18 protein-coding genes are annotated in these 22,215 nt (G+C 64.7%); 13 read left to right on the top strand and 5 right to left on the bottom strand.

Translation table 11 applies throughout. The features are described from left to right. Window positions 1-11: 11 nt before the first annotated feature. Entirely contained in the window at window positions 12-2,168 is a 2,157-nt protein-coding gene (locus HXX15_RS03190; RefSeq protein ID WP_296512570.1) for an adenylate/guanylate cyclase domain-containing protein, read from the bottom strand. 30 nt (window positions 2,169-2,198) lie between these two features. Next, window positions 2,199-2,861 carry a hypothetical protein gene (locus tag HXX15_RS03195; protein WP_296512572.1) on the bottom strand — a complete coding sequence of 221 codons (663 nt, stop codon included), beginning with the start codon at window positions 2,859-2,861 and terminating at the stop codon, window positions 2,199-2,201. 171 nt (window positions 2,862-3,032) lie between these two features. On the opposite strand from HXX15_RS03195, the gene pap reads away from it, so the two are divergent. Beyond that, window positions 3,033-4,538, top strand: coding sequence for a polyphosphate:AMP phosphotransferase (gene pap, locus HXX15_RS03200; protein WP_296512573.1), 1,506 nt, complete (start codon window positions 3,033-3,035; stop codon window positions 4,536-4,538). A 38-nt stretch (window positions 4,539-4,576) separates the two neighbouring features. Here pap and HXX15_RS03205 read toward each other — a convergent pair whose 3' ends face one another. Further along, window positions 4,577-5,596 (bottom strand): CBS domain-containing protein, encoded by a 1,020-nt coding sequence (locus tag HXX15_RS03205; protein WP_296512575.1) that lies wholly within the window; start codon window positions 5,594-5,596, stop codon window positions 4,577-4,579. A gap of 427 nt (window positions 5,597-6,023) precedes the next feature. On the opposite strand from HXX15_RS03205, the gene HXX15_RS03210 reads away from it, so the two are divergent. After that, window positions 6,024-6,587, top strand: coding sequence for a hypothetical protein (locus HXX15_RS03210; protein WP_296512578.1), 564 nt, complete (start codon window positions 6,024-6,026; stop codon window positions 6,585-6,587). Window positions 6,588-6,667: 80 nt separating this feature from the next. On the opposite strand, the gene HXX15_RS03215 is transcribed toward HXX15_RS03210, so the two are convergent. Beyond that, a complete protein-coding gene (locus tag HXX15_RS03215; RefSeq protein WP_296512580.1) occupies window positions 6,668-6,796 on the bottom strand; it encodes a hypothetical protein in 129 nt (42 codons plus the stop codon). Here HXX15_RS03215 and HXX15_RS03220 point away from each other — a divergent pair. After that, window positions 6,786-7,268 (top strand): aminotransferase class I/II-fold pyridoxal phosphate-dependent enzyme, encoded by a 483-nt coding sequence (locus HXX15_RS03220; protein WP_296512581.1) that lies wholly within the window; start codon window positions 6,786-6,788, stop codon window positions 7,266-7,268. The two genes, HXX15_RS03215 and HXX15_RS03220, sit on opposite strands and share 11 nt — an antisense overlap. 125 nt (window positions 7,269-7,393) lie before the next feature. Here the strand turns inward: HXX15_RS03220 and HXX15_RS03225 are convergent, their stop codons facing one another. Continuing rightward, window positions 7,394-9,004, bottom strand: coding sequence for an ABC transporter substrate-binding protein (locus HXX15_RS03225; RefSeq protein ID WP_296512584.1), 1,611 nt, complete (start codon window positions 9,002-9,004; stop codon window positions 7,394-7,396). 243 nt (window positions 9,005-9,247) lie between these two features. On the opposite strand from HXX15_RS03225, the gene HXX15_RS03230 reads away from it, so the two are divergent. The 10 genes from HXX15_RS03230 (at window position 9,248) to HXX15_RS03275 (ending at window position 22,188) form a co-directional block, all read left to right on the top strand. Next, window positions 9,248-10,378, top strand: a complete 1,131-nt coding sequence (locus tag HXX15_RS03230) for a M20/M25/M40 family metallo-hydrolase (RefSeq protein WP_296512585.1) — start codon at window positions 9,248-9,250, stop codon at window positions 10,376-10,378. A gap of 146 nt (window positions 10,379-10,524) precedes the next feature. Then, a complete protein-coding gene (locus HXX15_RS03235) occupies window positions 10,525-11,466 on the top strand; it encodes an ABC transporter permease (RefSeq protein WP_296512587.1) in 942 nt (313 codons plus the stop codon). Between the two features lie 12 nt (window positions 11,467-11,478). After that, window positions 11,479-12,369 carry an ABC transporter permease gene (locus HXX15_RS03240; protein ID WP_296512589.1) on the top strand — a complete coding sequence of 297 codons (891 nt, stop codon included), beginning with the start codon at window positions 11,479-11,481 and terminating at the stop codon, window positions 12,367-12,369. 2 nt (window positions 12,370-12,371) lie between these two features. Further along, window positions 12,372-14,045: an ABC transporter ATP-binding protein gene (locus HXX15_RS03245; RefSeq protein ID WP_296514798.1), complete on the top strand. Its 1,674-nt coding sequence runs from the start codon at window positions 12,372-12,374 to the stop codon at window positions 14,043-14,045. A gap of 144 nt (window positions 14,046-14,189) precedes the next feature. Continuing rightward, complete coding sequence (locus HXX15_RS03250; protein WP_296512591.1) at window positions 14,190-15,683, top strand: M81 family metallopeptidase; 1,494 nt, start codon at window positions 14,190-14,192, stop codon at window positions 15,681-15,683. A 316-nt stretch (window positions 15,684-15,999) separates the two neighbouring features. Next, window positions 16,000-17,013, top strand: a complete 1,014-nt coding sequence (locus HXX15_RS03255) for an alpha/beta hydrolase (protein WP_296512593.1) — start codon at window positions 16,000-16,002, stop codon at window positions 17,011-17,013. 138 nt (window positions 17,014-17,151) lie between these two features. Further along, entirely contained in the window at window positions 17,152-18,156 is a 1,005-nt protein-coding gene (locus tag HXX15_RS03260) for a hypothetical protein (protein WP_296512595.1), read from the top strand. 46 nt (window positions 18,157-18,202) lie between these two features. Continuing rightward, on the top strand, window positions 18,203-19,312 hold the full coding sequence (locus HXX15_RS03265) for an AAA family ATPase (protein WP_296512597.1): 1,110 nt from the start codon (window positions 18,203-18,205) through the stop codon (window positions 19,310-19,312). Then, a complete protein-coding gene (locus tag HXX15_RS03270) occupies window positions 19,305-20,672 on the top strand; it encodes a VWA-like domain-containing protein (protein WP_296512599.1) in 1,368 nt (455 codons plus the stop codon). The genes HXX15_RS03265 and HXX15_RS03270 overlap by 8 nt, the downstream gene beginning before the upstream one ends. 115 nt (window positions 20,673-20,787) lie before the next feature. Further along, window positions 20,788-22,188 (top strand): carotenoid oxygenase family protein, encoded by a 1,401-nt coding sequence (locus tag HXX15_RS03275; RefSeq protein ID WP_296512601.1) that lies wholly within the window; start codon window positions 20,788-20,790, stop codon window positions 22,186-22,188. Window positions 22,189-22,215 lie beyond the last annotated feature (27 nt).

Here is a 22,215-nt window from a genome sequence, read left to right on the forward strand (position 1 = left end):
GGGCTGGGCGGTCATTTGCCTTCCAGCGTGTCGACGGCTTCCCAATCCGCGCCCGGCGGATGTTCGGCCAGGTTTCTCGCGCGCTGCAGGAACAGCGCCGAGGGCGGATCCTCCGCGGCGATCTGCGCAAAGCACGCCGCGGCGGCGGCAAAATCCCGGGCGCGCCAGTGCCGCAGGCCTTCGCCATAGATCGACGCGATCCGCGACTGCGCCGGCGAGGTCTGCCCGTGCGCGGCGAGCGGCTCGAAGATCCGCACCGGCTGCACCCGTCCCTTGACCCGGATCGCCTCGAGTTCGCGCCACGCGAAGGCGTCGCCGGTCAGCGCCACGGTCATTTCCGAGGCCATGATCGAGGTGGCGAAGTACTTGTTGGCGCCTTCGAGCCGCGAGGCCAGATTCACGGTGTCGCTCATCACGGTGTAGTTGAAGCGCCGGTGCGAGCCGATATTGCCGACCAGCGCTTCGCCGGAATTCAGGCCGATCCGGTGCGCCAGTTTGTGGCCCTGGAATGCCTTCGCCGTGAGGTTGAGCTGTTCCAGCTTGCCGCGACATTCCAGCGCCGAGCGCACCGCATTGGCGGCGTGGTCCGGATCGCTGGCCGGCGCGCCGAACACCGCGACGATGGAGTCGCCGATATATTTGTCGACATAGCCGCCGCGCGCCTCGATGATGTCGGTCATCGCAGACAGATACTCGTTCATCAGCCCTACCAGGGCATCCGGCGTCAACTGCTCGGCGATCGAGGAGAACCCGGCGACGTCGGAGAAGAACACGGTGACGTCGCGCATCTCGCCGCCAAGCTTGGGCAGCCGCTGCGAGCTCAACATCTGATCGATTACCTGCGGCGCCAGATACAGCCCGAAGCTGGCGCGCAGAAATCGTTCGGTTCTGTCAACCACGATGAAGCGATAGCCGATCGTCAGCACCAGCGTGCTGAAGCCGGCTAGCACCGGTTCGCTCAGCGGCAACGCCAGCGACCGGACGAACATCGCCGTTGCGACCGCCACCAGCGCCGCAACCAGGCCGAGAAAGGTGACAGCGGCGAGCGTCGGGCTGAGCCACAAAGCGGCGGCCGCGACCAGGCCGGCAAAGCCGATCGCGATCAGCGTCACCGGCAGACGGCCGAGCTCGGCGACGGCATTGCCGTTCAGCAGATTGTTGACCGCGGTCGCGTGGATATAGACGCCCGCGATGGTGCGGCGCTGGAATTGCCCCTTTTGCACCGACTCCGGCAGGACGCAGCGCGGCGCGCGCGCCGCTTCGAGGCCGGTCGCCAGCCGCTTCGACGTCTGCTTGCGATCATCAAAATTGAGCAGCGTCCCGAGCAGCACGACCTTGCCGTCGAACTGGCGCTTGAAGAAATCGCGGTTGCCCTGTTCGACGCAGGCACGCAGATCGGCCAGCGAATAGGTCGGAATGTCGTCGGCGCCGCCTTCGAAATTCAGCGTCAGCGTGTTCGGGATGCGGCCGTCGATCCGGCGTCCGGCGAAACGCATGCTACCGTCGTCGGAGAATTCCGGCGCGACACCGCGCGCCCGCGCGGCCAGTTCGACGGCCATCGCTGGCGTCGGCCTGCCCTCCGATCCGAACGACAGCGGCAACCGGCGGACCACATCGTCCGGATCAGCATAGACGTTGAGCGGCCTGATATTGAGCTGCTGCCGAACCGCGATCCGCTGCCCGGGCGCGGGCCGGATCGGATCGTCGCGCTGCTGGACTTCGCCGAGCACCACCTTGCCGGCCGCCGCGGCGGACGCCAGCGCGCGCAAAAAATCCCGATCGAAGCCGCGCATCCGCGCGCCCAGCAATTCATCGCCGAACGGAATTTCGGATTGCTCGATCGAGGTCGGGAACACCACGTCGAAGCCGACGACCTTGGCGCCGCCATCGATGATCGCGCCGAGCACCCGGCCGATCTCCCGCGTCCAAGTCAGCGTCGGCGAGCCCTTGAACGGTGGCGTCTGGTAGCTCTGCTCGTCGATCGCGACCACGACCGTCGGGCTCGACGACGGATCGGTGCTCGGCCCGACCGTCTGCCAGCGCAGCGCGGTCAGAATATCGAGCGATACCCCACGCGCCGCGTCCAGCGCCGGCGAGGCGAACAGCACGCCTGAAGCGGCTGCAATCACAAAGGCCGCGAGCGCTTCACCTTTGGTGATGCGGCCCATTCGGATGGCCAGCGATCGACGCGCGGGGGACTACAGGCGCAGAAGTCGGCTGACGATCGGCGCATCGCCCAGCTTCGCCAATGGCGCGATCTTGAAGTCGATCTTCCGCGAGCCGAACACGGCGCGATAGCTCGCCCCCGGCATCAGCGACTTACCAACCTTTGCCATGTCATAGAATTTGCCTTTGACTAGGGTGTTCTTGTCGAGCAACACTTCGTCGCGCGATCCTGGAAGATCGGTCCGTTCGATCACCAGTTTACCGGGACCGGAGGTCTCGAACACCGGCGAAACGCCGTAGATCGTCAGCGGCGCAGACTTTTTGTCGCCGACGCTGCGGAACGTGGTCGCAGCACTCTGACTGGCTTCGCTGTCGGACAGCTGCATGCGCTGTCCAACGCAATCTACCTTGGTGCTTTCAAGATTGGCCATCGGGTCGACCTTGCTTTGCTCGGTGCCGACCAGGACCACGCCACCCGTGATCGTCTCGCGGATGCAGGAGGCAAGGTAACTCAGCACGATCGACCCCGAGGTGCCGAGCTTGATCACCTTGCCGGGGAAAACATAGTCCATGAATTCGATGCCGGCGACATTGCCCTTGACCTCCTCGACGACCGCGGCCGGCGCTTTGAGCTGAGCCGCGGCCGGCGCCACCAGCGCGACAATGGCGGTCGCTGCTAAGATCAAGGTTCGCATGTGATTCTCCTGTTGTAATCGACCCGCTTTGTGACCGACCCGTCTGGATCGAACGCACCCCAACCACACAATACCGGCCGGTCGCATTTATTCAAAAAACACCCTCGCGCCGGCGACGACTTTGACCTAGATCACGCAGGCCGCTTCATTTCGGGGAATACTTAACACGCTATGTTCGATTCCGCGAATTTCAAACATCACATCAGCAAGCCCGTCTTCAAGCGCGAAGAGGGCAAGCTGCGAGAGGCGTTGCTCGGCGCCCAGTTCGATCTGAAGGAGCAACATCGGTTTCCGGTGCTGATCTTGATCGCCGGCGTCGAAGGTGCCGGCAAGGGAGAGACAGTTAATCTGCTCACGGAGTGGATGGACCCGCGCCACATCCACACCAGTGCGTTCGGCAACCCCTCGGACGAAGAGCGCGAGCGGCCGGCGAACTGGCGATTTTGGCGTGCGCTGCCGCCCAAGGGCGAAATCGGCGTGTTTTTTGGCGCGTGGCATACGATGCCGATCGTCCAGCGGGTGATGGGTCAGATCGACGAAGGTGAATTTTCCTATGCGATCGGCGAAATCCGGCGGCTCGAACAGATGCTGTGCGACGAGGGCGTGCTGCTGCTGAAATACTGGTTTCATCTCTCCAAGGCGCAGCAGAAGAAGCGGCTGCAATCGCTCGAACAAGATCCCGATACGAGCTGGCGGGTGACCGACGTCGAGTGGGACTATTTCAAGCTCTACGACAAATTCATCAAGGTATGCGACCCGTTCCTACGCCAGACCTCGACCGGACAGGCACCGTGGATCGTGGTGCCCGGCGCCGATCCGCGCTACCGGGCGCTGACCGTGGGCCGGCATCTGCTGGCGGCAATGCGGGAGCGGCTCGACGAAAAGCCGTCGAAGCTGCTGCCCGACAAGACGCCGCCGCTGCCGGCGCCCGCCGACAAGGTCAATGTGCTGAGTTCGCTCAGCCTCGATCAGCCGATGACCCGGACTGACTACAAGAAGCAGCTCGAGAAATGGCAGGGCCGGCTCAATCGGCTGTCCCGGGATCCGCGTTTCAAGACCCTCTCGGTGGTCGTGGTGTTCGAAGGCAACGACAGCGCCGGTAAGGGCGGTGCGATCCGCAGGGTCACAGGGGCGCTCGACGCCCGCTGCTACGGCAACATCTCGGTGGCCGCGCCAACCGAGGAAGAGCGTGCCCAACCCTATCTGTGGCGGTTCTGGCGCCATTTGCCGCGACAGGGGCGCTTCGCCTTCTTCGACCGCTCCTGGTACGGCCGCGTGCTGGTCGAACGAATCGAGGGCTTCTGCCCCGAGGCCGACTGGATGCGCGCCTATAGCGAGATCAACGACTTCGAGGATTCGCTGATCCGGCACAATACGGTCGTGGTGAAATTCTGGCTCGCGATCAGCAAGCAGGAACAGTTGCGGCGCTTCAAAGAACGCAAGGTGGTCGCTTTCAAGCGGTTCAAGATCACCGAGGAGGACTGGCGCAACCGCAAGAAGTGGGGCGTCTACGAAACCGCTGTGTGCGACATGGTCGATCGCACCTCGACCGCCTCCGCGCCATGGACACTGGTCGAAGCCAACAACAAGTATTTCGCGCGGATCAAGGTGTTGAAGACGATGTGCGACGCGCTCGAGCAAGCTCTAGAGCGGGCAGAGCACAAGAAGAAGCGATAGCGCCCCGGCTGTTCAGTTCAAGTAACCGTAACTGGCGCTCAATGCTTGCCGGCATCGGCGTTGCCCCATGACAGGAACAGACCGATATCGCCCGGAACGCCGTCCGGGAAATCCACCACTCTCGCGTGCAGCGAGAAGCCATGCGGGCGCAATTCGGCCTTCCAACGCATGAAGATTTCCGCCGCCATGCCGCGCAGCGTGGTCGGCCAATCTGGATCCGGAGCATTCACCGCACGGCCGTGATCGCTGCACAGTTCGGCAGGAAATCGCAGCAGCATGTGCTCGTCCTCGCCCTTTTTCGCGGTGGCGCGGGCGTTGCTGAGCATCCGCTGCCAGGTCTCCTCGGTGAGATGCGACGCCAGCATCTGACTGGCCTGACGATGATGCTTCTCGTCCTCCAGACGCTTGGCCTGTTTGCGTCGTTCTTCTTCCTCGGCTTCGTGGCTGGACGCCAAATGCAGGAACGCGGCGGCGGAAAACTCGTCGTCCGCCGCGGCGTGCGGCGCCGGCGCCGGCTCCTGCTTGTGGCGCGTCAACGCTTCCAGCCGATCGGAGGCGACCGGCAACAGCGAGCCGTCGTCGGGCGCGGGTTCCGGGTCGCGCCTTGCTCCGGGCGAGGCCAGCGATCGCAGCAGATCCGCGCGGCTCACGATGCCGACCATCCTGCCCTCGCGCAGCACCGGCACCCGCTTGATTTTATTGGCGAATAGCAACTCGGCGAGATCGGCCAGCTCCATCCCTTCGTCCGCCGTCACCACTGGGGACACCATCATCTGCTGGGCGGTGCGGGTGTCGGCTTTCAGGAATTCAAGATAGTCCGGGTGCAGGTCCTCGCCCTCGGACATCATTTGCAGCCACCAGTCGCGGCGCGCCTCCCTCGCCGCCTCGTTGCGCGGCATCAGGTCACCTTCGCTGACGATCCCAATCACCGCGCCATTGTCGTCGACCACCGGTACCGCGCTGATCCCGTGCCGCAACAGCGTATCGGCGACCGAGCGGGCCAGCGTGTCGGCGCGTACGGTCACGACCTTCGTGGACATCACATCGCTGGCCTTCATCGCCTCTTCCCCTTGCTGTCCCGCACGCACCGCGCCCGCTGCCGGGCCGGATCATCTGCAACCAGCCTCACCCGAGGCCTGTTGATCTAGCTCAATTCGCCGCGGTTGACTTCGGCTGCATCCACACCGGCGCACCGAACGGTGCGGTGCGGCAACCGCTTTGGTCCGGCCGGAATGAATCAACATGCATTGCTTACTTACCAAGACATGTCGAGGCTGACCACCAGCGCGTTGATCTGAATCGAGCCGCCTAAATATGGAGGTTAACGCCGGTTAATGACGGTTAATAAGCGTTAACGCCAATCGGGGCCGCGTGACCGGTTCAGCAGCGCGGGACGCCGCTGGCTCCCACCGTCTCGCGAGGTTTTGATTTACCTCAACGCAACATCGCTGGCACGGGCTCTTTTGATTTCCGACAATGCGGCGAATGGCGCGTCAAATCTATACAGATTGCACCGCGCAAAGCACGGATGGAAAAAGCGACATGGAGTACCTATCCGCAATTGGCGGCCTCGTGATCCTGCTGGTCGTCGGCGTCGGCGGCGCCGTCATGATCTATCTGGTCTGGGATGATCTCCGCCCGGCCGAATTCTCGCGATGGCCCGATCTGCGTGGTACGGTCGAGACGAGGATCAAGTCGCTGTCGCCACAGACCATGGTGATGGCGAGCGCGGTCCTGCTTGCTGCGGTCGCGGTCTATCTGGTCGCAAGCAACGGCGCCCTGCAAGGCGATGGCGCGGGGAGCGCGAGCTTGGCGGAGGCCGCTTCGGTTGCGCCTCTGGTCAACCCGATTCGGACGGTCACCTCGACGTCCTGTTCCATCAATGGCTGTCCGGTGAGCTGTGCGCCGGACGAGACCCTGATCACGGCGTATTGCGTCGGCGGCAACAGCGCGCGGCTTTCCGATTCGTTGCAGCCTAACAACGGCGTGCTGACCGCAAGGTGCAGTTCGACCTTCGCCAGCATCGTGGCTTCCTGCGCGCGCAAGTGATCGCACCGTCGGCCTGATCCACTCGCGCTTGGGCCGACATCGGCTGCGGCATTGATTAGCCTCCGGGATCGCCCCCGAGGCTACGACTTGGCCGACGCGGCTCGCTTCGCCGACAATCGCTCGAGCAATTGCGCAATCTCCTCCGGCGGCACGGCCATGCTGTAGAGATAGCCCTGAGCCGCCTCCAATGGCGGCTTCGTGGCCTGCAACAGCCGCGCCGTGAAGGAGTATCTGCGCTTCTACAGCGCGCCGGCGACGTTCTCCAACGCGCTGTCCCCGGTGCAGGCGGCGATCGTGCTGAAGGCATTCGAGATCGTCGACTCCGAACAGGGTAGCGCGCTGCGATCGGCGCTGATGACCAACATCCTCAGCCTGCGCGCGCAACTGCGCGAGGCCGGAATGGATTACTACAGCGACCCGTCGGCGATCGTCTGCGTCAAGATGGGGACCGAAGGCCTGGCCCGGTTGGTGAGCCGGCGGCTGCCCGAACTCGGTCTGGTCGCCAATCTGGTGGAATTCCCGGCCGTTCCCAAAGGCGCCGTGCGAATCCTGATGCAGGTGATGGCGGGGCACTCCGAAGCCAATATCACCAAGGCGGTGCAACTGCTGAAGACCGCGCGCGAGCTGGCGACGTTGGAGTTCGAGGCCGTTGGCGAGCCCGCGATCCGCGCCGTGGCCTGAGCCCGCCGCCACCGAACATCAACAAGAAGCCGGCGTCTCGTTGCCGAGACGCCGGCTTCTTGCCTGACCTTACCTGAGCCGACCGGCCTTCTCTGGACCGACGCGCACCAATGCGGCGCCGCGCCTCACTCCGACTTGTCGATGTTCCAGAACACCGGGGTCGCCGGGCCGTCGACGACGCCGGTCAGCGATTTACGCCACACGCTCGGACTGGTGTACTGGCCGAGCGGAATGTAGATCACCTCGTCAAAGACTTCCTTCTGAATCTCGGCGGCGAGCTTTTTCTGATCGTCCGGCGAGGTGGCGCGAGCGAAGGCGTCGCGCAGCGCTTCCATCTTCGGGTCGTCGGCCCAGCCGAACCAGCCGCCATTCTTGCCCCGACCGCCGACCGAGACGTTAACCACCGGATTGACCACGTCGGCGGCGACCCAGTTGGTGAAGAACATGTTCCAGCCGCCCTCCTTCGGCGGCTTCTGGCTGGCGCGGCGCGCCACCACGGTCTGCCAGTCGGTGGCCTGGAGGTCGACCTTGAAGCCGGCGTCGCGCAGCAACTGCGCCGCCACGATCGGCTGCGCCTTCAAAGTGACGACATCGCCCGGCGCCATCACCACTACCGGTGTTCCGTCATAACCGGATTCGGCGAGCAGCTTCTTGGCCTCCGCCATGCCGTTGCCCTTGATCAGAGTCTCCGCGCCGACGTCGGTTGCCAGCGGCGTGTTGCAGACGAACACCGCGCCGCAGATCTGGTAGTAGTCCGGATTGCCGACCAGGGCGTCCAGCACCGGCTTCTGGCTCATTGCCAAAAAGGCCGCGCGCCGCACCTTGACGTTGTCGAACGGCGGATGCAGGAAATTCATCCGGCCCAGCGTCTGGTAGCCGAGCTTGTTCAGCGTGTCGATCTTCAGGTTCTTGTCGGCGGCCAGCACCGGCAGGATGTCGAAGGACGGGTTTTCCAGGAAATCGATGTCGCCGGATTGCAGCGCGTTCACCGCGGTCTGCGCATCCGCCATGGTGATCCATTCGACGCGGTCGACCTTGACCACCTTGCCGCCCGAGGTCCAGCTCGGCGCTTCCTTGCGCGGCACGTAGTCCTTGTTCTTCTCATACACCGCCTTGACGCCGGGCTGGAATTCGCCCGCCACGAACTTGAACGGACCGGAGCCGATCTGTTCCGGGATCGCCTTGTCGGGCGGCGTCTCGGCGATCCGCTTCGGCATCATGAACGGCACCAGCGACGACGGCTTGCCGATCGATTCCAGCACCAGACCGTAGGGCTCCTTCAGTTTCAGCGTGATGGTCTTGGCGTCGGTCGCCTCCAGGCTGGCGGTGAAGTCCATCAGCTTCTGACCCATGCCGTCCTTCTTGCCCCAGCGCTGCAGCGAGGCCACGCAGTCTTCCGCCGTCACGGGCGCGCCGTCGTGCCATTTCAATCCGTCGCGCAGCGTGAAGGTGTAGGTCAGCTTGTCGTCGGAAACTTTCCACTCGGCCATCTGCGGCTGGATCTTGAAGTTGGAGTCGGTTGCCAACAGTGTATCGTACACCATGTAGCCGTGGTCGCGGGTGATGTAGGCGGTGGTCAATCCTGGATCGATGATGCGCAGATCGGAATGCATCACCGCATTGATGGTCTTGGCGTCGACCGCCGCGGGCATCGCTAGCGCCGCGGCCAGCGTCAGGGCCGGCAAGCCGATCTTCGCCGCAACCGTTGAACCGAGCCAATGCGAGCTGTGGGACATTCGTTTTCTCCTGGCTGGAAACTGATCAACTGCCGCTGTCTGATTATGCAGAACGACAGAAGTTTAGGCGCTACGGGGGATTAACGCTCTGTAAGTCCTTGATAATCGAGACTTGCATCATGCGCGCCACGCGTCAATCGTGTTTCCGCGTATCGCGCGCGGCGCGATGGCGCGGCATCTTTCGCTTTACAAATCCGGCGCCAGTCATTCTCGTAGCGCCATCGGATCAAAAGAGAGAGAGCGATGAACCCAGCCAATCTTCCGTTCGATTCCGAGTCGATGCTGCAGGGACTGCGCGCCTGGGTCGAATGCGAAAGCCCGACCTGGGATGCCGCCGCAGTTGAGCGCATGCTCGATCTCGCCGCCCGCGAGATGGCGATCATGGGCGCAACTATCGAGCGCATCGCCGGGCGACACGGCTTCGCCGGCTGCGTGCGCGCCCGCTTCCCGCATCCGCGCCAGGGCGAACCCGGCATCCTGATCTCCGGCCACCTCGACACCGTGCATCCGATCGGCACACTCGAAAAACTCCCGTGGCGACGCGACGGCGGCAGATGCTACGGCCCTGGGATCTGCGACATGAAGGGCGGCAACTACCTGTCGCTGGAAGCGATCCGGCAGCTGGCGCGTGCATCCTTCACCACGCCGCTGCCGATCACCGTACTGTTCACGCCCGACGAGGAGGTCGGCACGCCGAGCACCCGCGACGTCATCGAGGCCGAGGCCGCGCGCAACAAATACGTGCTGGTGCCGGAGCCGGGCCGTGCCGATAACGGCGTCGTCACCGGCCGCTACGCGATCGCGCGGTTCAACCTCGAGGCGACCGGCAAGCCCAGCCATGCCGGCGCCACGCTGGCGTCTGGGCGCAGCGCGATTCGCGAGATGGCGCGGCAGATCATCGCCATCGACGCCATGACCACGGAGGACTGCACCTTCAGCGTCGGCATCGTGCATAGCGGGCAATGGGTGAACTGCGTCGCCACGACCTGCACCGGCGAAGCGCTCAGTATGGCGAAGCGGCAATCCGATCTCGACGCCGGGGTCGAACGCATGCTGGCGCTGGCGGGCACCTCGAACGACGTGACCTTCAAGGTGACGCGCGGCGTCACCCGGCCGGTGTGGGAGCCCGACACCGGCACCATGGCGCTGTACCAGAAGGCGCGCGGCATCGCGGCGCAACTGGGAATCGATCTGCCGCATGCCAGCGCCGGCGGCGGCTCCGACGGCAACTTCACCGGCGCTATGGGAATCCCGACGCTCGACGGTCTCGGCGTTCGCGGCGCCGACATGCACACCCTCAACGAATATATCGAAGTCGACAGTCTCGCCGAGCGCGGACGCCTGATGGCGGGGCTGCTGGCGACGCTGGAATGAGAGCGAAGGCAGGTCTTTCGTCATGGCAAATCGTCGGGGCTCCACGGTGCGGCGGCAGCCCGGGATTCCGCGACGGAGATGGCATGGGACTTGCTGACTTCTCGGCTGAATTCGTCATTCTGCGCGACTAGAGGAACCGCGATTCGATGCTTGGATATCTCATCCGCCGCGTTCTCGCCGCCATCCCGGTGATGGGCGTGGTCGCGCTGTTCGTGTTCCTGCTGCTGCGGCTGACGCCGGGCGATCCGGCGGCGATCATTGCCGGCGACAGCGCCACGCCCGAGCAGCTCGCGCGTATCCGGACGATGCTCGGGCTCAACGAACCGCTCTACACCCAGTTCTTCACCTGGATCGGCCGGCTGCTGCACGGCGATCTCGGCGTCTCGCTGATCTCGCAGGTGCCGGTGCTGCAAATGATCGGCCAGCGCATTGAGCCGACCATCGCCATCGCGGTGTCGACCATCATCCTGGCGGTGGTCGTCGCGGTGCCGCTCGGCGTCGTCGCGGCGTGGAAACACGGCAGCTGGATCGACCGCTTCGTGATGGGACTCTCCGTGGTCGGGTTTTCGGTGCCGGTGTTCGTGATCGGCTATGTGCTGATCCAGATTTTCGGGATCGAGCTGCGCTGGCTGCCGGTGCAGGGCTATCGCAAGCTGGCCGGCGGGTTCGGACCGTTCTTCGAGCGGCTGATCCTGCCGACGCTGACGCTGTCGTTCATCTACATCGCACTGATCGCGCGGATGACCCGGGCGGCGATGCTGGACGTGCTCGGCGAGGATTATGTCCGCACCGCGCGCGCCAAGGGCATCGCGGAGAGCGGCGTGCTGTTGCGTCACGCCCTGCGCAATGCCGCCGTGCCGGTGATCACGGTGATCGGCACCGGCTTTGCGCTGCTGATCTCCGGTGTCGTCGTCACCGAAAGCGTATTCAACCTGCCGGGCATCGGCCGCCTCACCGTCGACGCGGTGCTGGCGCGCGACTACCCGGTGATCCAGGCGATGATCCTGCTGACCTCTGGCATCTATGTCGCGGTCAATCTGCTGATCGACGTCGCCTACACCCTGCTCGATCCCAGAATCCGTTACTAAGGTACACAACTGATGGCGATCGATACAATCCCCGAGCCCTCGATCCCGATCGCCGCTGCGCCGCGGTCAGGGCTTGGATTTCTCACCTCGACGCCGATCATCGCCACCGCCACGGTCTGCCTGCTGCTGGTGATCGCCTCCGCGATCCTCGCGCCGCTGCTGTCGCCGCACGATCCGCAGCTGTTGGCGCCGGCACAGCGACTGAAGCCCGCCAGCGCGCAATTCCTGCTCGGCACCGACGCCTATGGCCGCGACGTGCTGTCCCGCATTCTCTATGGCGGCCGAATTTCGCTACTGATCGGGCTCGGCGCTGCGGTGATCAGCATTGTCATCGGTCTCGTCATCGGCCTGGTCTCCGGCTTCTTCAAATGGGTCGACGCCGTGCTGATGCGGGTGATGGATGGACTGATGGCGATCCCCAGCATCTTGCTGGCAATCGCGGTGGTCTCGCTGTCCGGCGCCAGCCTGGCGACGGTGATGATCGCCATCACCATCCCAGAAATTCCGCGGGTCGCCCGGCTGGTGCGCTCGGTGGTGCTGTCGGCGCGTGAAGAGCCCTATGTCGAGGCGGCGATTTCGGTGGGATCGAGCCTGCCGAAGATCATGGCGCGGCACCTGATGCCCAACACCGTGGCGCCGCTGATCGTGCAGGGCACCTATATTTGCGCCTCGGCGATTCTCACCGAGGCGATCCTGTCATTTCTCGGCGCCGGCATCAGCCCGGAGACGCCGACCTGGGGCAACATCATGGCGGAGGGCCGCGCCTATTTCCAGATCAAGCCGTCGCTGATCTTCTGGCCGGGTCTGCTGCTGTCGATCGCGATTCTCAGCGTCAACCTGATCGGCGACGCCGCCCGCGACGCGCTCGACCCGCGAATGAAGCAGCGGGAGGGCGCCAAGTGAGCGTGGCAATCGACGCGGGCGCGCCGGCCCTCGAGATCGACAACCTAGTGGTCTCGCTCGGCAGCAGGCCCGGCGGCGACCGGGTGATCGACGGGATTTCGCTCAGCGTGCGCCAAGGTGAGACGCTGTGCCTGGTCGGCGAGAGCGGCTCCGGCAAGTCGGTGAGCTCGCTGGCGGTGATGGGGCTGTTGCCGAAGGGCGCGCTGCGGACCTCAGGCGGCGGCATCAGGCTCGTCGGCGAGGACGTACTCGCCGCCAGTGACCGGCGGCTGCGGCAATTGCGTGCCACCACCATGGCGATGATCTTTCAGGAGCCGATGACCGCGCTCAATCCGGTGGTGCCGGTCGGCCGCCAGATCGACGAGGTGCTGCGGGTTCACACCGATCTCGATTCCCGAGCGCGCAAACGGCGCATCCTCGACATGATGGCACAGGTCCACCTGCCCGAGGTCGAGCGGATCTTTTCCTCCTATCCACACCGGCTCTCGGGCGGGCAGCGCCAGCGCATCATGATCGCGATGGCGCTGGTGCTGGAGCCGAAGCTGTTGATCGCCGACGAGCCCACCACCGCGCTCGACGTCACGACACAGAAGCAGATTTTGACGTTGATCCGCGAATTGCAGCGCGACCACGGCACCGCGGTGCTTTTCATCACCCACGACATGGGCGTGGTCGCCGAAATCGCCGACCGCGTCGCAGTGATGCGGCAGGGCCGGCTCGTCGAAACCGGAACCCTTGACGATATCCTGCGCCGGCCGACGATGGAGTATACGCGCAAGCTTCTGTCCGCGGTGCCGAGCCTGATCCCGCGCCCGCCGCGCGCCGATGCCACCACGCCGGTCGTGCTGGAAGCCAACGAACTCGGCAAGATCTATCGCGAGCGTTCGTTCTTCGGCGGCAGCCGCGAAGTCGTCGCCGCACGGGACGTGACGCTGACCCTGCACCAGGGCCGCACCCTCGGCATCGTCGGCGAAAGCGGATCGGGAAAATCCACCGTGGCACGCTGCATCGTGCGGCTGATCGATCCGACCTCGGGCGGCATCCGGCTGATGGGCCGGGAAATCTCCGAGCTGTCGCGCCGCCTGCTGCAGCCGCACCGCAAACGGATCCAGATCATCTTCCAGGACCCCTACCGCTCGCTCAATCCGCGCATCAGCATCGGCGAGACCATCGCCGAGGGCCCGATCAATTACGGCATGTCGCATGCCGATGCGCTGGCCAAGGCGCGCGAATTGCTCGAGCTGGTGCACTTGCCGGCCGACGCGATCTCGCGCCACCCACATCAATTCTCCGGTGGCCAGCGCCAGCGCATCGCGATCGCCCGCGCGCTGGCGCTCGATCCCGACGTGCTGGTGGCCGACGAGGCGGTCTCGGCGCTCGACGTCTCGGTGCAGGCGCAAGTGCTCGACCTGCTCGACGAGATCCAGGCCCGGCTCGGCATCGCGCTGTTGTTCATCACCCACGATCTGCGGGTGGCGGCGCAAATCTGCGACGACGTCGCGGTGATGCAGAAGGGCCGCGTGGTCGAACAAGGCCCGGCCGCGCAGGTCCTCACCAATCCGCAACAGGCCTATACGCGGCAATTGCTCGACGCCGCGCCCGGCCGCGACTGGGACTTTGCGAACTTTCGGCCGATCCATCCGATATCGAGCGAAGCTCCGCTCACCGCCCCATGAGTTCGTCATTGCGAGCGAAGCGAAGCAATCCAGAGGCGGCGAGCGCAGCGCTGGATTGCTTCGTCGCAAGTGCTCCTCGCAATGACGCTGCAACCGTGAACGCCAATCGGCAGTTCACCGCCTCCTGCTAGATCGAGATAGTTCATGACCCGCATCGCCGTCGGCGGCTTCCTGCACGAGACCAACACCTTCGCGCCCACCAAGGCGACCTGGGACGACTTCGTCCATGGCGGCGGCTGGCCGTCGATGACGCAGGGGCCCGACGTGCTCGCGGTGATGCGCCATATCAATGTCGGGCTGGCTGGCTTCGTCGAACAGGCCGAGGCCAGGCAATGGGAGCTGGTGCCGACCATCGCCTGCGGCGCCAGTCCCTCGGCGCATGTCACCGAAGACGCCTTCGAGCGCATCGCCAAGGTGATGATCGACGGCATCAAGGCGGCGGGGCCGCTCGACGCGGTCTATCTCGACCTGCACGGCGCCATGGTGACCGAGCATCTCGACGATGGCGAGGGCGAGATCCTGGCGCGGGTCCGCGCCGCGATCGGCAACGACCTGCCGCTGGTGGTCAGCCTCGACCTGCACGCCAACGTCACGCCGCGGATGGTCGAACACGCCGACGCGCTGATCGCCTATCGCACCTATCCGCACGTCGACATGGCCGACACCGGCCGCGCCGCCGCCCGGCATCTGGCGCTGCTACTGCAATCCGGCCACCGCTTCGCCAAGGCGTTCCGGCAATTGCCGTTCCTGATTCCGATCAGTTGGCAATGCACCTTTGACCAGCCCTGTAAGGGTATTTACGAAAAGCTGGCGGCGCTGGAGAGCGACGCGGTGCCGACGCTGTCGTTCGCGCCGGGCTTTCCCGCCGCCGATTTCCCCGATTGCGGCGCCAGCGTGTTCGCCTATGGCCGCACCCAGCAGGACGCCGACGACGCGGCTGACCGGATCGCCGCGCTGGTGATCGGCCACGAAAACGATTTCGACGGCCGCATCTACACCCCGGATGACGGGGTCCGCCATGCGATGGAGCTGGCGAAAACCGCGACGAAGCCGATCGTGATCGCCGACACCCAGGACAATCCCGGCGCCGGCGGCGATTCCGACACCACCGGCATGCTGCGCGCGCTGGTCCGCAACAACGCGCAGCGCGCCGCGATCGGCGTGATCTACGATCCCGATTCGGCGCAGGCCGCCCACGAAGCGGGCGTTGGCGCCACCGTCGCGCTCGCGCTCGGCGGCAAGTCGCGCATCGCCGGCGACGCGCCGTATAAGGAAAGCTTCGTAGTCGAAACGCTGTCGGACGGACGCTTCGTCGCGAGCGGTCCGTATTACGGCGGGCGCGACATGGACATGGGCCCGTCGGCGTGTTTGCGGATCGGTGGCGTCCGGGTCGTCGTCGCATCGCACAAAGCGCAGCTCGCCGACCAGTCGATGTATCGCTTCGTCGGGATCGAACCGACCGAACAATCGATTCTCGTCAACAAGAGCTCGGTGCATTTCCGCGCCGACTTCGAGCCGATCGCCGAAACGCTGCTGATCTGCGCGGCGCCCGGCGCGATGCCCGCCGACACCGCCGCACTGCCCTGGGCGAGGCTGCGCCCCGGTATTCGCACCAGGCCGAACGGCGCGCCGTTCTAGCGAATCGATTCAACAATCCACAACATTTTGCGGCGGCTGCAGCGGACGATCGTCTCGCTGTGCGGCACAGCTTGACGTCAATCGAAAGTTACATCGGACAAATTCACACGATCGCACGGCGACCAGATCAGCCCCCTACCTTCGCGCCACGCGTCTTCGGGATCGCAAGCCATCAGAAGTCATCATACGCGCGAACTAAGCGTATGTGAGTACCGCAGCCCATTGAGATTGTCGTAAACCTCGCCGACGCGGGAACTAAGCGCGCTCTCCAATATTTGATTACCCGGTTCAATCAATTTCGGAGGAGGTTAACAGTATGCCGGCCGCAGCAAATAAGGCACTCGACAAAGCGTCAATCCCTCAAGGAGGTTACGTGCAATCTGGACTGTCGAATCCATTACACGGATCGCGAAAAGACATCGTCAGCGTTGCCGGACGGCTCGCTACTTACTCATCCGGCGCGCCGACGCCCGCAGGGCCGCCCAACCCCCTGCTGTTGATCCATAGCGTCAACGCCGTCGCATCGGCCTTCGAGGTGAAGCCGCTTTACGATCTGTACGCAGATAGGCGCCCGGTCGAGGCCGTCGATCTTCCGGGATTTGGACAATCGGAACGGCATGATCGCGAATACAACGCCCGGATGATGACCGATGCGGTGCATGCCACCGTCGCCAGACTGCGAGAGGCCAATGGAAACTTGCCAATCGACGCCGTGGCGCTCTCGCTGTCGTGCGAATTCCTGGCTCGTGCGGCGGCGGAAGATCCGGCGGCGTTTCGATCCGTCGCCTTCATCAGCCCCACCGGATTCGAAGGCAAGGCGCGCGACGCACGCGTGGCCGGCAACCGCGGCAAGCCCTGGTTGATCAAAGCGCTGTATTGGCCGATCTGGAAGCGCGGCGTCTTCCGGCTACTGACCATGCGTCCCGTGATTCGGAAGTTCCTGGAGAAGGCCTGGGGCTCGAAGACCATCGACGAACCGTTGCTCGAATACGATTGCCAAACCGCACAACAGCATGGCGCGCGTCATGCCCCGTATTACTTCGTGGCCGGCTATCTGTTCAGCACGGACATCCTCCGCATCTACGAGTCGCTGCAACTTCCAGTGTGGATGGCCTACGGCGTGCGCGGAGATTTTGTGGACTACCGACACAAAGACCGTATAGCAGGCAGATCGAACTGGACCATTGAGCAATTTGAAACAGGCGCTTTCCCTCACTTTGAGGTACTCGATCAAGTAGCCGCTTCGTACGATGCGTTCCTCGCTCAACTACCAACAGAGAACAACAAAAGCGCCCCCGGATTTCACCCCGCTCTGCTGCCGATTCCGTAGTCGGCAGCGCGGACGAACGCCGACGGCACTTTCGACGACTACGCTGCATTGAGACTTAAATGCCACTTTTGCGGAGTTCGATGGACAGGAATGACATATGCACGTTTGATGACCGGAGCGACGGGTCGAGACGATCCAATGCACCCTCTGACCCATCACGAGATCCTCGGCCTGATCGAACCGTTCACGCGACGCGACCGCCACATCGATCTAGCCGCGAGTGATCGAACCCGACGACGCCTGCTGTTCAAGCCGATCGAGCACACCGACGAGGCGCTGACCGACGCATGCGAGATTCTCCAGCTTGAGAATCTTCGACCTGATCGCTATCGGCTGACCCGAACCATCACCCTTGGCTGCGGTCTGAAGGCGACCCTTCAGACCGAGGGTCCGGATCCGGGAGAGTTGCTGACGCGCATCGAGACCGTGCCGCCGCAACGGCATTTTCGTTCCGAAGCCAACGCCACGATCGCGCAGAGCTACCGTTTGTCGCCAACCGCCAGCGGCTCGGCGGCGGTGCAACTGGAACTGATCCGGGCAGATGTCGCAGTCGGGGGACTCACCGTGATCGTGCACGCCGCGACTGTGAAGGGATATCCGGCCGAAGTCGATCTGATCCCGAACACCCCCGGCGTCGTGCTGCCGGAGGACCTCCTGGCGGTGATGGGCTGGGCCTGGGGGCCGCTGCGCAAGACTCGCGAAGGATGGACCGGGAAGCTGCGGGTTCGCGGCGACGAGCCTCAATTGAGTCGCAAGACCGAGGCCAAGGTGGAAACGCTGGTCGCGCATCTGGCGCGCACGCTGACGAAACCGCCGCACCACTTCCACGAGACGCTGCGGCGCGCGCGCTGGGGCGTGGTGTTCCGCCGCGCCTTACCGCTGTTGTTCTTCGCCGTGCTGATCGTGGGGGCAGGCAGTTTGACGCAGGTGCAAATTCCAAGCGACTCCATTCTCAATCTGCTGATCATGGGAGCCCCACCGCTGCTGATGTTCGGCGCATTCGGCATGCGCGATACGCCGCCGCTGGAGATTCCGCCATTGCCCCGGCGTTCGAAGGTCGGGGTCTGGCCATTGCAACCCGCAGCGGTCGCGGCACCGCAGGACGTCTCGTCCGACCGAACCACGCTCCTGGCAGCCGAATAAGAGTCACCGAACGAAGACAACAAAGCGAAAAGAAGTGTGAGGATCGATGCACGGCAATCCCATGAATATTCCGCCGGTCTCAATCGCCGCGGCCAAGGCCGCCTTGATCGAGCAATACTCGGATCCTACCTTGCGGCGCCGCGCATCGATGCTGTGGGGAACACGCGGGGTCGGCAAGTCGTCGATCGTGCGCCAGGTCGCCGAGCATTTCGGCATTCCCCTCGTTGACCTGCGTCTGACCACGATCGAGCCGGTCGATATCAGGGGCGCGATCTATGCCGACGAAGCCCTCGCCAAGACCGTATGGTTTCCGCCCGAATTCCTGCCGACCCCGAACCAGCACGAGGGCATCCTGTTTCTCGACGAACTGACCGCCGCCGACCAGCGGCTGCAGATCTCGGCCTATTCGCTGATCCTCGACCGCCGGGTCGGCAACTATCACTTGCCCGATGGCTGGCAAGTCGTCGCCGCGGGCAACGCCAGCTTCCATGGCGCGATCAGCCACGACATGGGCACCGCGCTGGCCGACCGCATGTTCCACTTCAATGTTCAGACCGTGATCGATGCGTTTCTGGCGCATGCGCTGGCCGCGGATTTCGCACCGGAGGTCATGGCCTATCTGAAGATCCGCCCCGACAAACTCGACGACACCCAGGCGCAACTCGCCGGCGACCACCTGATCGGCGCCAGCCCGCGCGGCTGGGAAGACATTTCCAACGTGCTGAAGTCCGGGCTGTCGGACGGCGCCAAGCGGCTGTTCGTGCAGGGCCGCATCGGCGCGGCCAACGCGGCGGAATTCTTCGGCGTGCTGCGCGAGATCCAGGCCGGGGTCGACGTCGTGCGGCTACTGGCGGCGCGGCCCGGTCCGGAGACCGCGGCGCTGCTGCCGAAGACGCTCGATGCCCTGTACGGCATGATCTACGGGTTGCTGGCCGCGAGCCATGACGTCCCCGCGCTGGCACGCGCGCTGGAGATCATCGAGCAGCTGCCGGATATCCGGGGCACGATGCCGCTGCCGATCCGCGAGGCACAGACGCTGGCGATGGAGCTGTTCATGCAACGCGGGCTGGACGCCGGCCTCGAGGCGGCGATTCTCGACAGCCCAGCCTACCATCGCTATGGCGAACGCCGCCAGCTGGAAAGCCAGCATGCTTGATACCACCGCGCTGTATTGCCATCGCGGCACGCGCGCGATCCAGCGCATGGTGGAATATGCGCCGTCCACCGGCGGACTCGCGCTGTGGGTCAGGCACCTCGACCTGCCCGCCGACGCCGAGGCGCCGGCGGCGATGACCGACGGCAACACGGTGTTTTACGGCGCGGCGTTCGAAGCCCTGCCGCTGCCCGAACAGGTCGGGCTGGTGGCGCATGAGGTGATGCACATCGCGCTACGCCATCCGCAACGCTTCGTCGATCTGCAGCGCCTGCTCGGCGACGTCGATCTTCAGCTGTTCAATATCTGCGCGGATGCGATCGTCAACAGCACGCTGGCGCATCTGAGCTGGCTGAAGCTGCCGTCGACCTCGGTGTTCCTGGAACAGATTCTCGCCAAGGCCCTGAACCAGAAACAGGATGCCGAAGTGGCGCTACTGGAATGGGACGTCGAGCGGCTGTACCGCACCATCGACGATCGCCGTATGCAGGAACAGAGCAGCAGCAAGAAGGACGGCAGTAAATCGGACTCCGGCGGCAAGGCGACCAACCCGGGCGCCGGCGGCCAGGACCAGCCGGAATCGGCGGGCGAACAGGAGCGCGCCGACGGCCGCGAGGACGGACCGAAATCCGCCAAGGTGCGCGATCTCGGCAAGAACGGCCCGATTGATCTGGTGCCGAGCCCGGAAGCGCAGGGCGCGCCGGAAGCCGAGGCCGAACAGGCGCGCGAGTGGAGCGAGCGGCTGATGCGCGGCCACGCCGGCGACGGGGCGTTCTCGATGTTACGGACCCTGATTGCCGATCTGCCGCGGAGCCGGACGCCGTGGAACCATGTGCTGAGGGTGCAACTGGCGCGCGGCCTGGCGCGCAAGCCGTCGATCTCGTGGTCGCGCCCGACCCGCTCCTATATCGCCAATCAGGGACGCAGCGGCAGCCACCGGATGCCGTTCGAGCCCGGCACCAGTCCGACCAAGATCTCGCCGCGTCTGGCGCTGATCATCGACGTCTCCGGTTCGATCGACGAAAACATGATGGAGCGCTTCGCCGTCGAGATTGAGTCGATCACCAGGCGTCAGGAAGCCGGATTGGTGCTGATCATCGGCGACGAGCGGGTGCGCAAGGTCGATATCTTCGAGCCCGGCCAACCGATCGACCTCGGTGCGATCACATTCTCCGGCGGCGGCGGCACCGACTTCTCGCCGCTGCTGGCGGAAGCCGACAGGCATCATCCGGACATCTGCGTGGTGCTGACCGATCTCGAAGGCCCGGCGGAATTCCGCCCGCGCTGGCCGGTGATCTGGGCGGTTCCCGATACTTGCGTGGCGGTGGTCCAGCCGTTCGGGCGCAAGCTGACGATCAACTAATAGGTCGTTCTCACACCTCGCAGGGGTGGCATGGGGACGACCGCGATCAGACCGGCCGCGAACCGCTGACTCAGGCGATCGCGGCGATCCAAGAAGTTGCATTCGGGAGATTGATATGCTGCACGTGATGGGAATTCCGGATGCGACCAGCAATCTCGCGCCGATTCCGATGGAATGCGACGCGCCGTATCTCGCCGTTAAGGGCGAATTACCGCGCGGTCTCAACGGCACGCTGTATCGCAACGGCGCCAATCCGCAATTCGCCACGCCCGACGCGCACTGGTTCTTCGGCGACGGCATGCTGCACGCCTTCCGGCTCGAAAACGGCCGCGCCAGCTATCGCAATCGCTGGATCCGCACTCCGAAATGGATCGCCGAGCACGAGGCCGGCCGGCCGCTCTACGGCAGTTTCAATCGCAAGCTGCGCGACGCGCCGGCGTCGACCCCGGTCGACGGCGGCGTCGCCAACACCAATATCGTGTTTCACGCCGGCAAGCTGCTGGCGCTGGAGGAGGCGCACCTGCCGACCGAGATCGAACCCGGCAGCCTGGCGACGCGGGGCTATTGCGATTTCGGCCACGGCATTTCCGGGCCGTTCACCGCGCATCCTAAGATCGACCCGCTGACCGGCGAGATGCTGTTCTTCGGCTACAACGCCAAGGGGCCGATGACGCGGTCGATGTCGCACGGCACGATCGACGCTTCCGGCAAGGTGACCCAGTTCGAGCGCTTCAAGGCGCCCTATGCCAGCATGGTGCACGACTTCATCGTCACCGAGCGGCATATCCTGTTTCCGATTCTGCCGCTCACCGGCAGCCTGTGGCGGGCGTTGCGCGGCAAGCCGCCTTACGCCTGGGACCCCGGCAAGGGCTCCTATGTGGGGGTGATGAAGCGCGGCGGCTCGGTCCGCGACATCCGCTGGTTTCGCGGCGAGGCGTGTTTCGTGTTTCACGTCATGAATGCCTGGGACGACGGCGACCGCATCGTTGCCGACGTGATGCAGTCCGAGGTGGCACCATTGTTTCCGCATCCCGACGGGCGGCGCACCGATCCGGAAAAATCCCGCGCCCGGCTGTGCCGCTGGAGCTTCGATCTCGCCGGCAACAGCGACGGCTTCACCCGAACCTATCTGGACGACATCAGCGGCGAGTTTCCGCGCATCGACGAACGCCGCGCCGGACTGCGCAGCCAGCACGGCTGGTACGCCAGCGCCGATCCGTCACTGCCGCTGGGGGCGTTTTCCGGTCTGGTCCATGTCGATGGCGAAGGCGCGCCGCGCGGCCAATATCGGCTTCCGCTTGGCGACACCGTCGGCGAGCCGGTCTTTGTCCCGCGCGACAAGGACTCCGCCGAGGGCGACGGTTGGCTGCTCGCGGTGATCTGGCGCGGCACCGAAAACCGCAGCGACCTCGCGGTGTTCGAAGCGTCCGACGTCGCGGCCGGGCCGGTCGCGCTGGTGCAGCTGGGCCATCGCATGCCGAACGGCTTTCACGGCAACTGGGTTCAAGCCGGCTGAGCCGGGTCGCGTGGCTCAAGCGCCGCT

The sequence above is a fragment of the Rhodopseudomonas sp. genome (genome assembly GCF_013377015.1).
Taxonomy (GTDB): Bacteria; Pseudomonadota; Alphaproteobacteria; order Rhizobiales; family Xanthobacteraceae; genus JARJEH01.

Coding starts and splice junctions, on each gene's coding strand:
- HXX15_RS03190 (WP_296512570.1), bottom strand. CDS start 2,168: ATGGGCCGCATCACCAAAGGTGAAGCGCTCGCGGCCTTTGTGATTGCA.
- HXX15_RS03195 (WP_296512572.1), bottom strand. CDS start 2,861: ATGCGAACCTTGATCTTAGCAGCGACCGCCATTGTCGCGCTGGTGGCG.
- pap (WP_296512573.1), top strand. CDS start 3,033: ATGTTCGATTCCGCGAATTTCAAACATCACATCAGCAAGCCCGTCTTC.
- HXX15_RS03205 (WP_296512575.1), bottom strand. CDS start 5,596: ATGAAGGCCAGCGATGTGATGTCCACGAAGGTCGTGACCGTACGCGCC.
- HXX15_RS03210 (WP_296512578.1), top strand. CDS start 6,024: ATGGCGCGTCAAATCTATACAGATTGCACCGCGCAAAGCACGGATGGA.
- HXX15_RS03225 (WP_296512584.1), bottom strand. CDS start 9,004: ATGTCCCACAGCTCGCATTGGCTCGGTTCAACGGTTGCGGCGAAGATC.
- HXX15_RS03230 (WP_296512585.1), top strand. CDS start 9,248: ATGAACCCAGCCAATCTTCCGTTCGATTCCGAGTCGATGCTGCAGGGA.
- HXX15_RS03235 (WP_296512587.1), top strand. CDS start 10,525: ATGCTTGGATATCTCATCCGCCGCGTTCTCGCCGCCATCCCGGTGATG.
- HXX15_RS03240 (WP_296512589.1), top strand. CDS start 11,479: ATGGCGATCGATACAATCCCCGAGCCCTCGATCCCGATCGCCGCTGCG.
- HXX15_RS03250 (WP_296512591.1), top strand. CDS start 14,190: ATGACCCGCATCGCCGTCGGCGGCTTCCTGCACGAGACCAACACCTTC.
- HXX15_RS03255 (WP_296512593.1), top strand. CDS start 16,000: ATGCCGGCCGCAGCAAATAAGGCACTCGACAAAGCGTCAATCCCTCAA.
- HXX15_RS03260 (WP_296512595.1), top strand. CDS start 17,152: ATGCACCCTCTGACCCATCACGAGATCCTCGGCCTGATCGAACCGTTC.
- HXX15_RS03265 (WP_296512597.1), top strand. CDS start 18,203: ATGCACGGCAATCCCATGAATATTCCGCCGGTCTCAATCGCCGCGGCC.
- HXX15_RS03270 (WP_296512599.1), top strand. CDS start 19,305: ATGCTTGATACCACCGCGCTGTATTGCCATCGCGGCACGCGCGCGATC.
- HXX15_RS03275 (WP_296512601.1), top strand. CDS start 20,788: ATGCTGCACGTGATGGGAATTCCGGATGCGACCAGCAATCTCGCGCCG.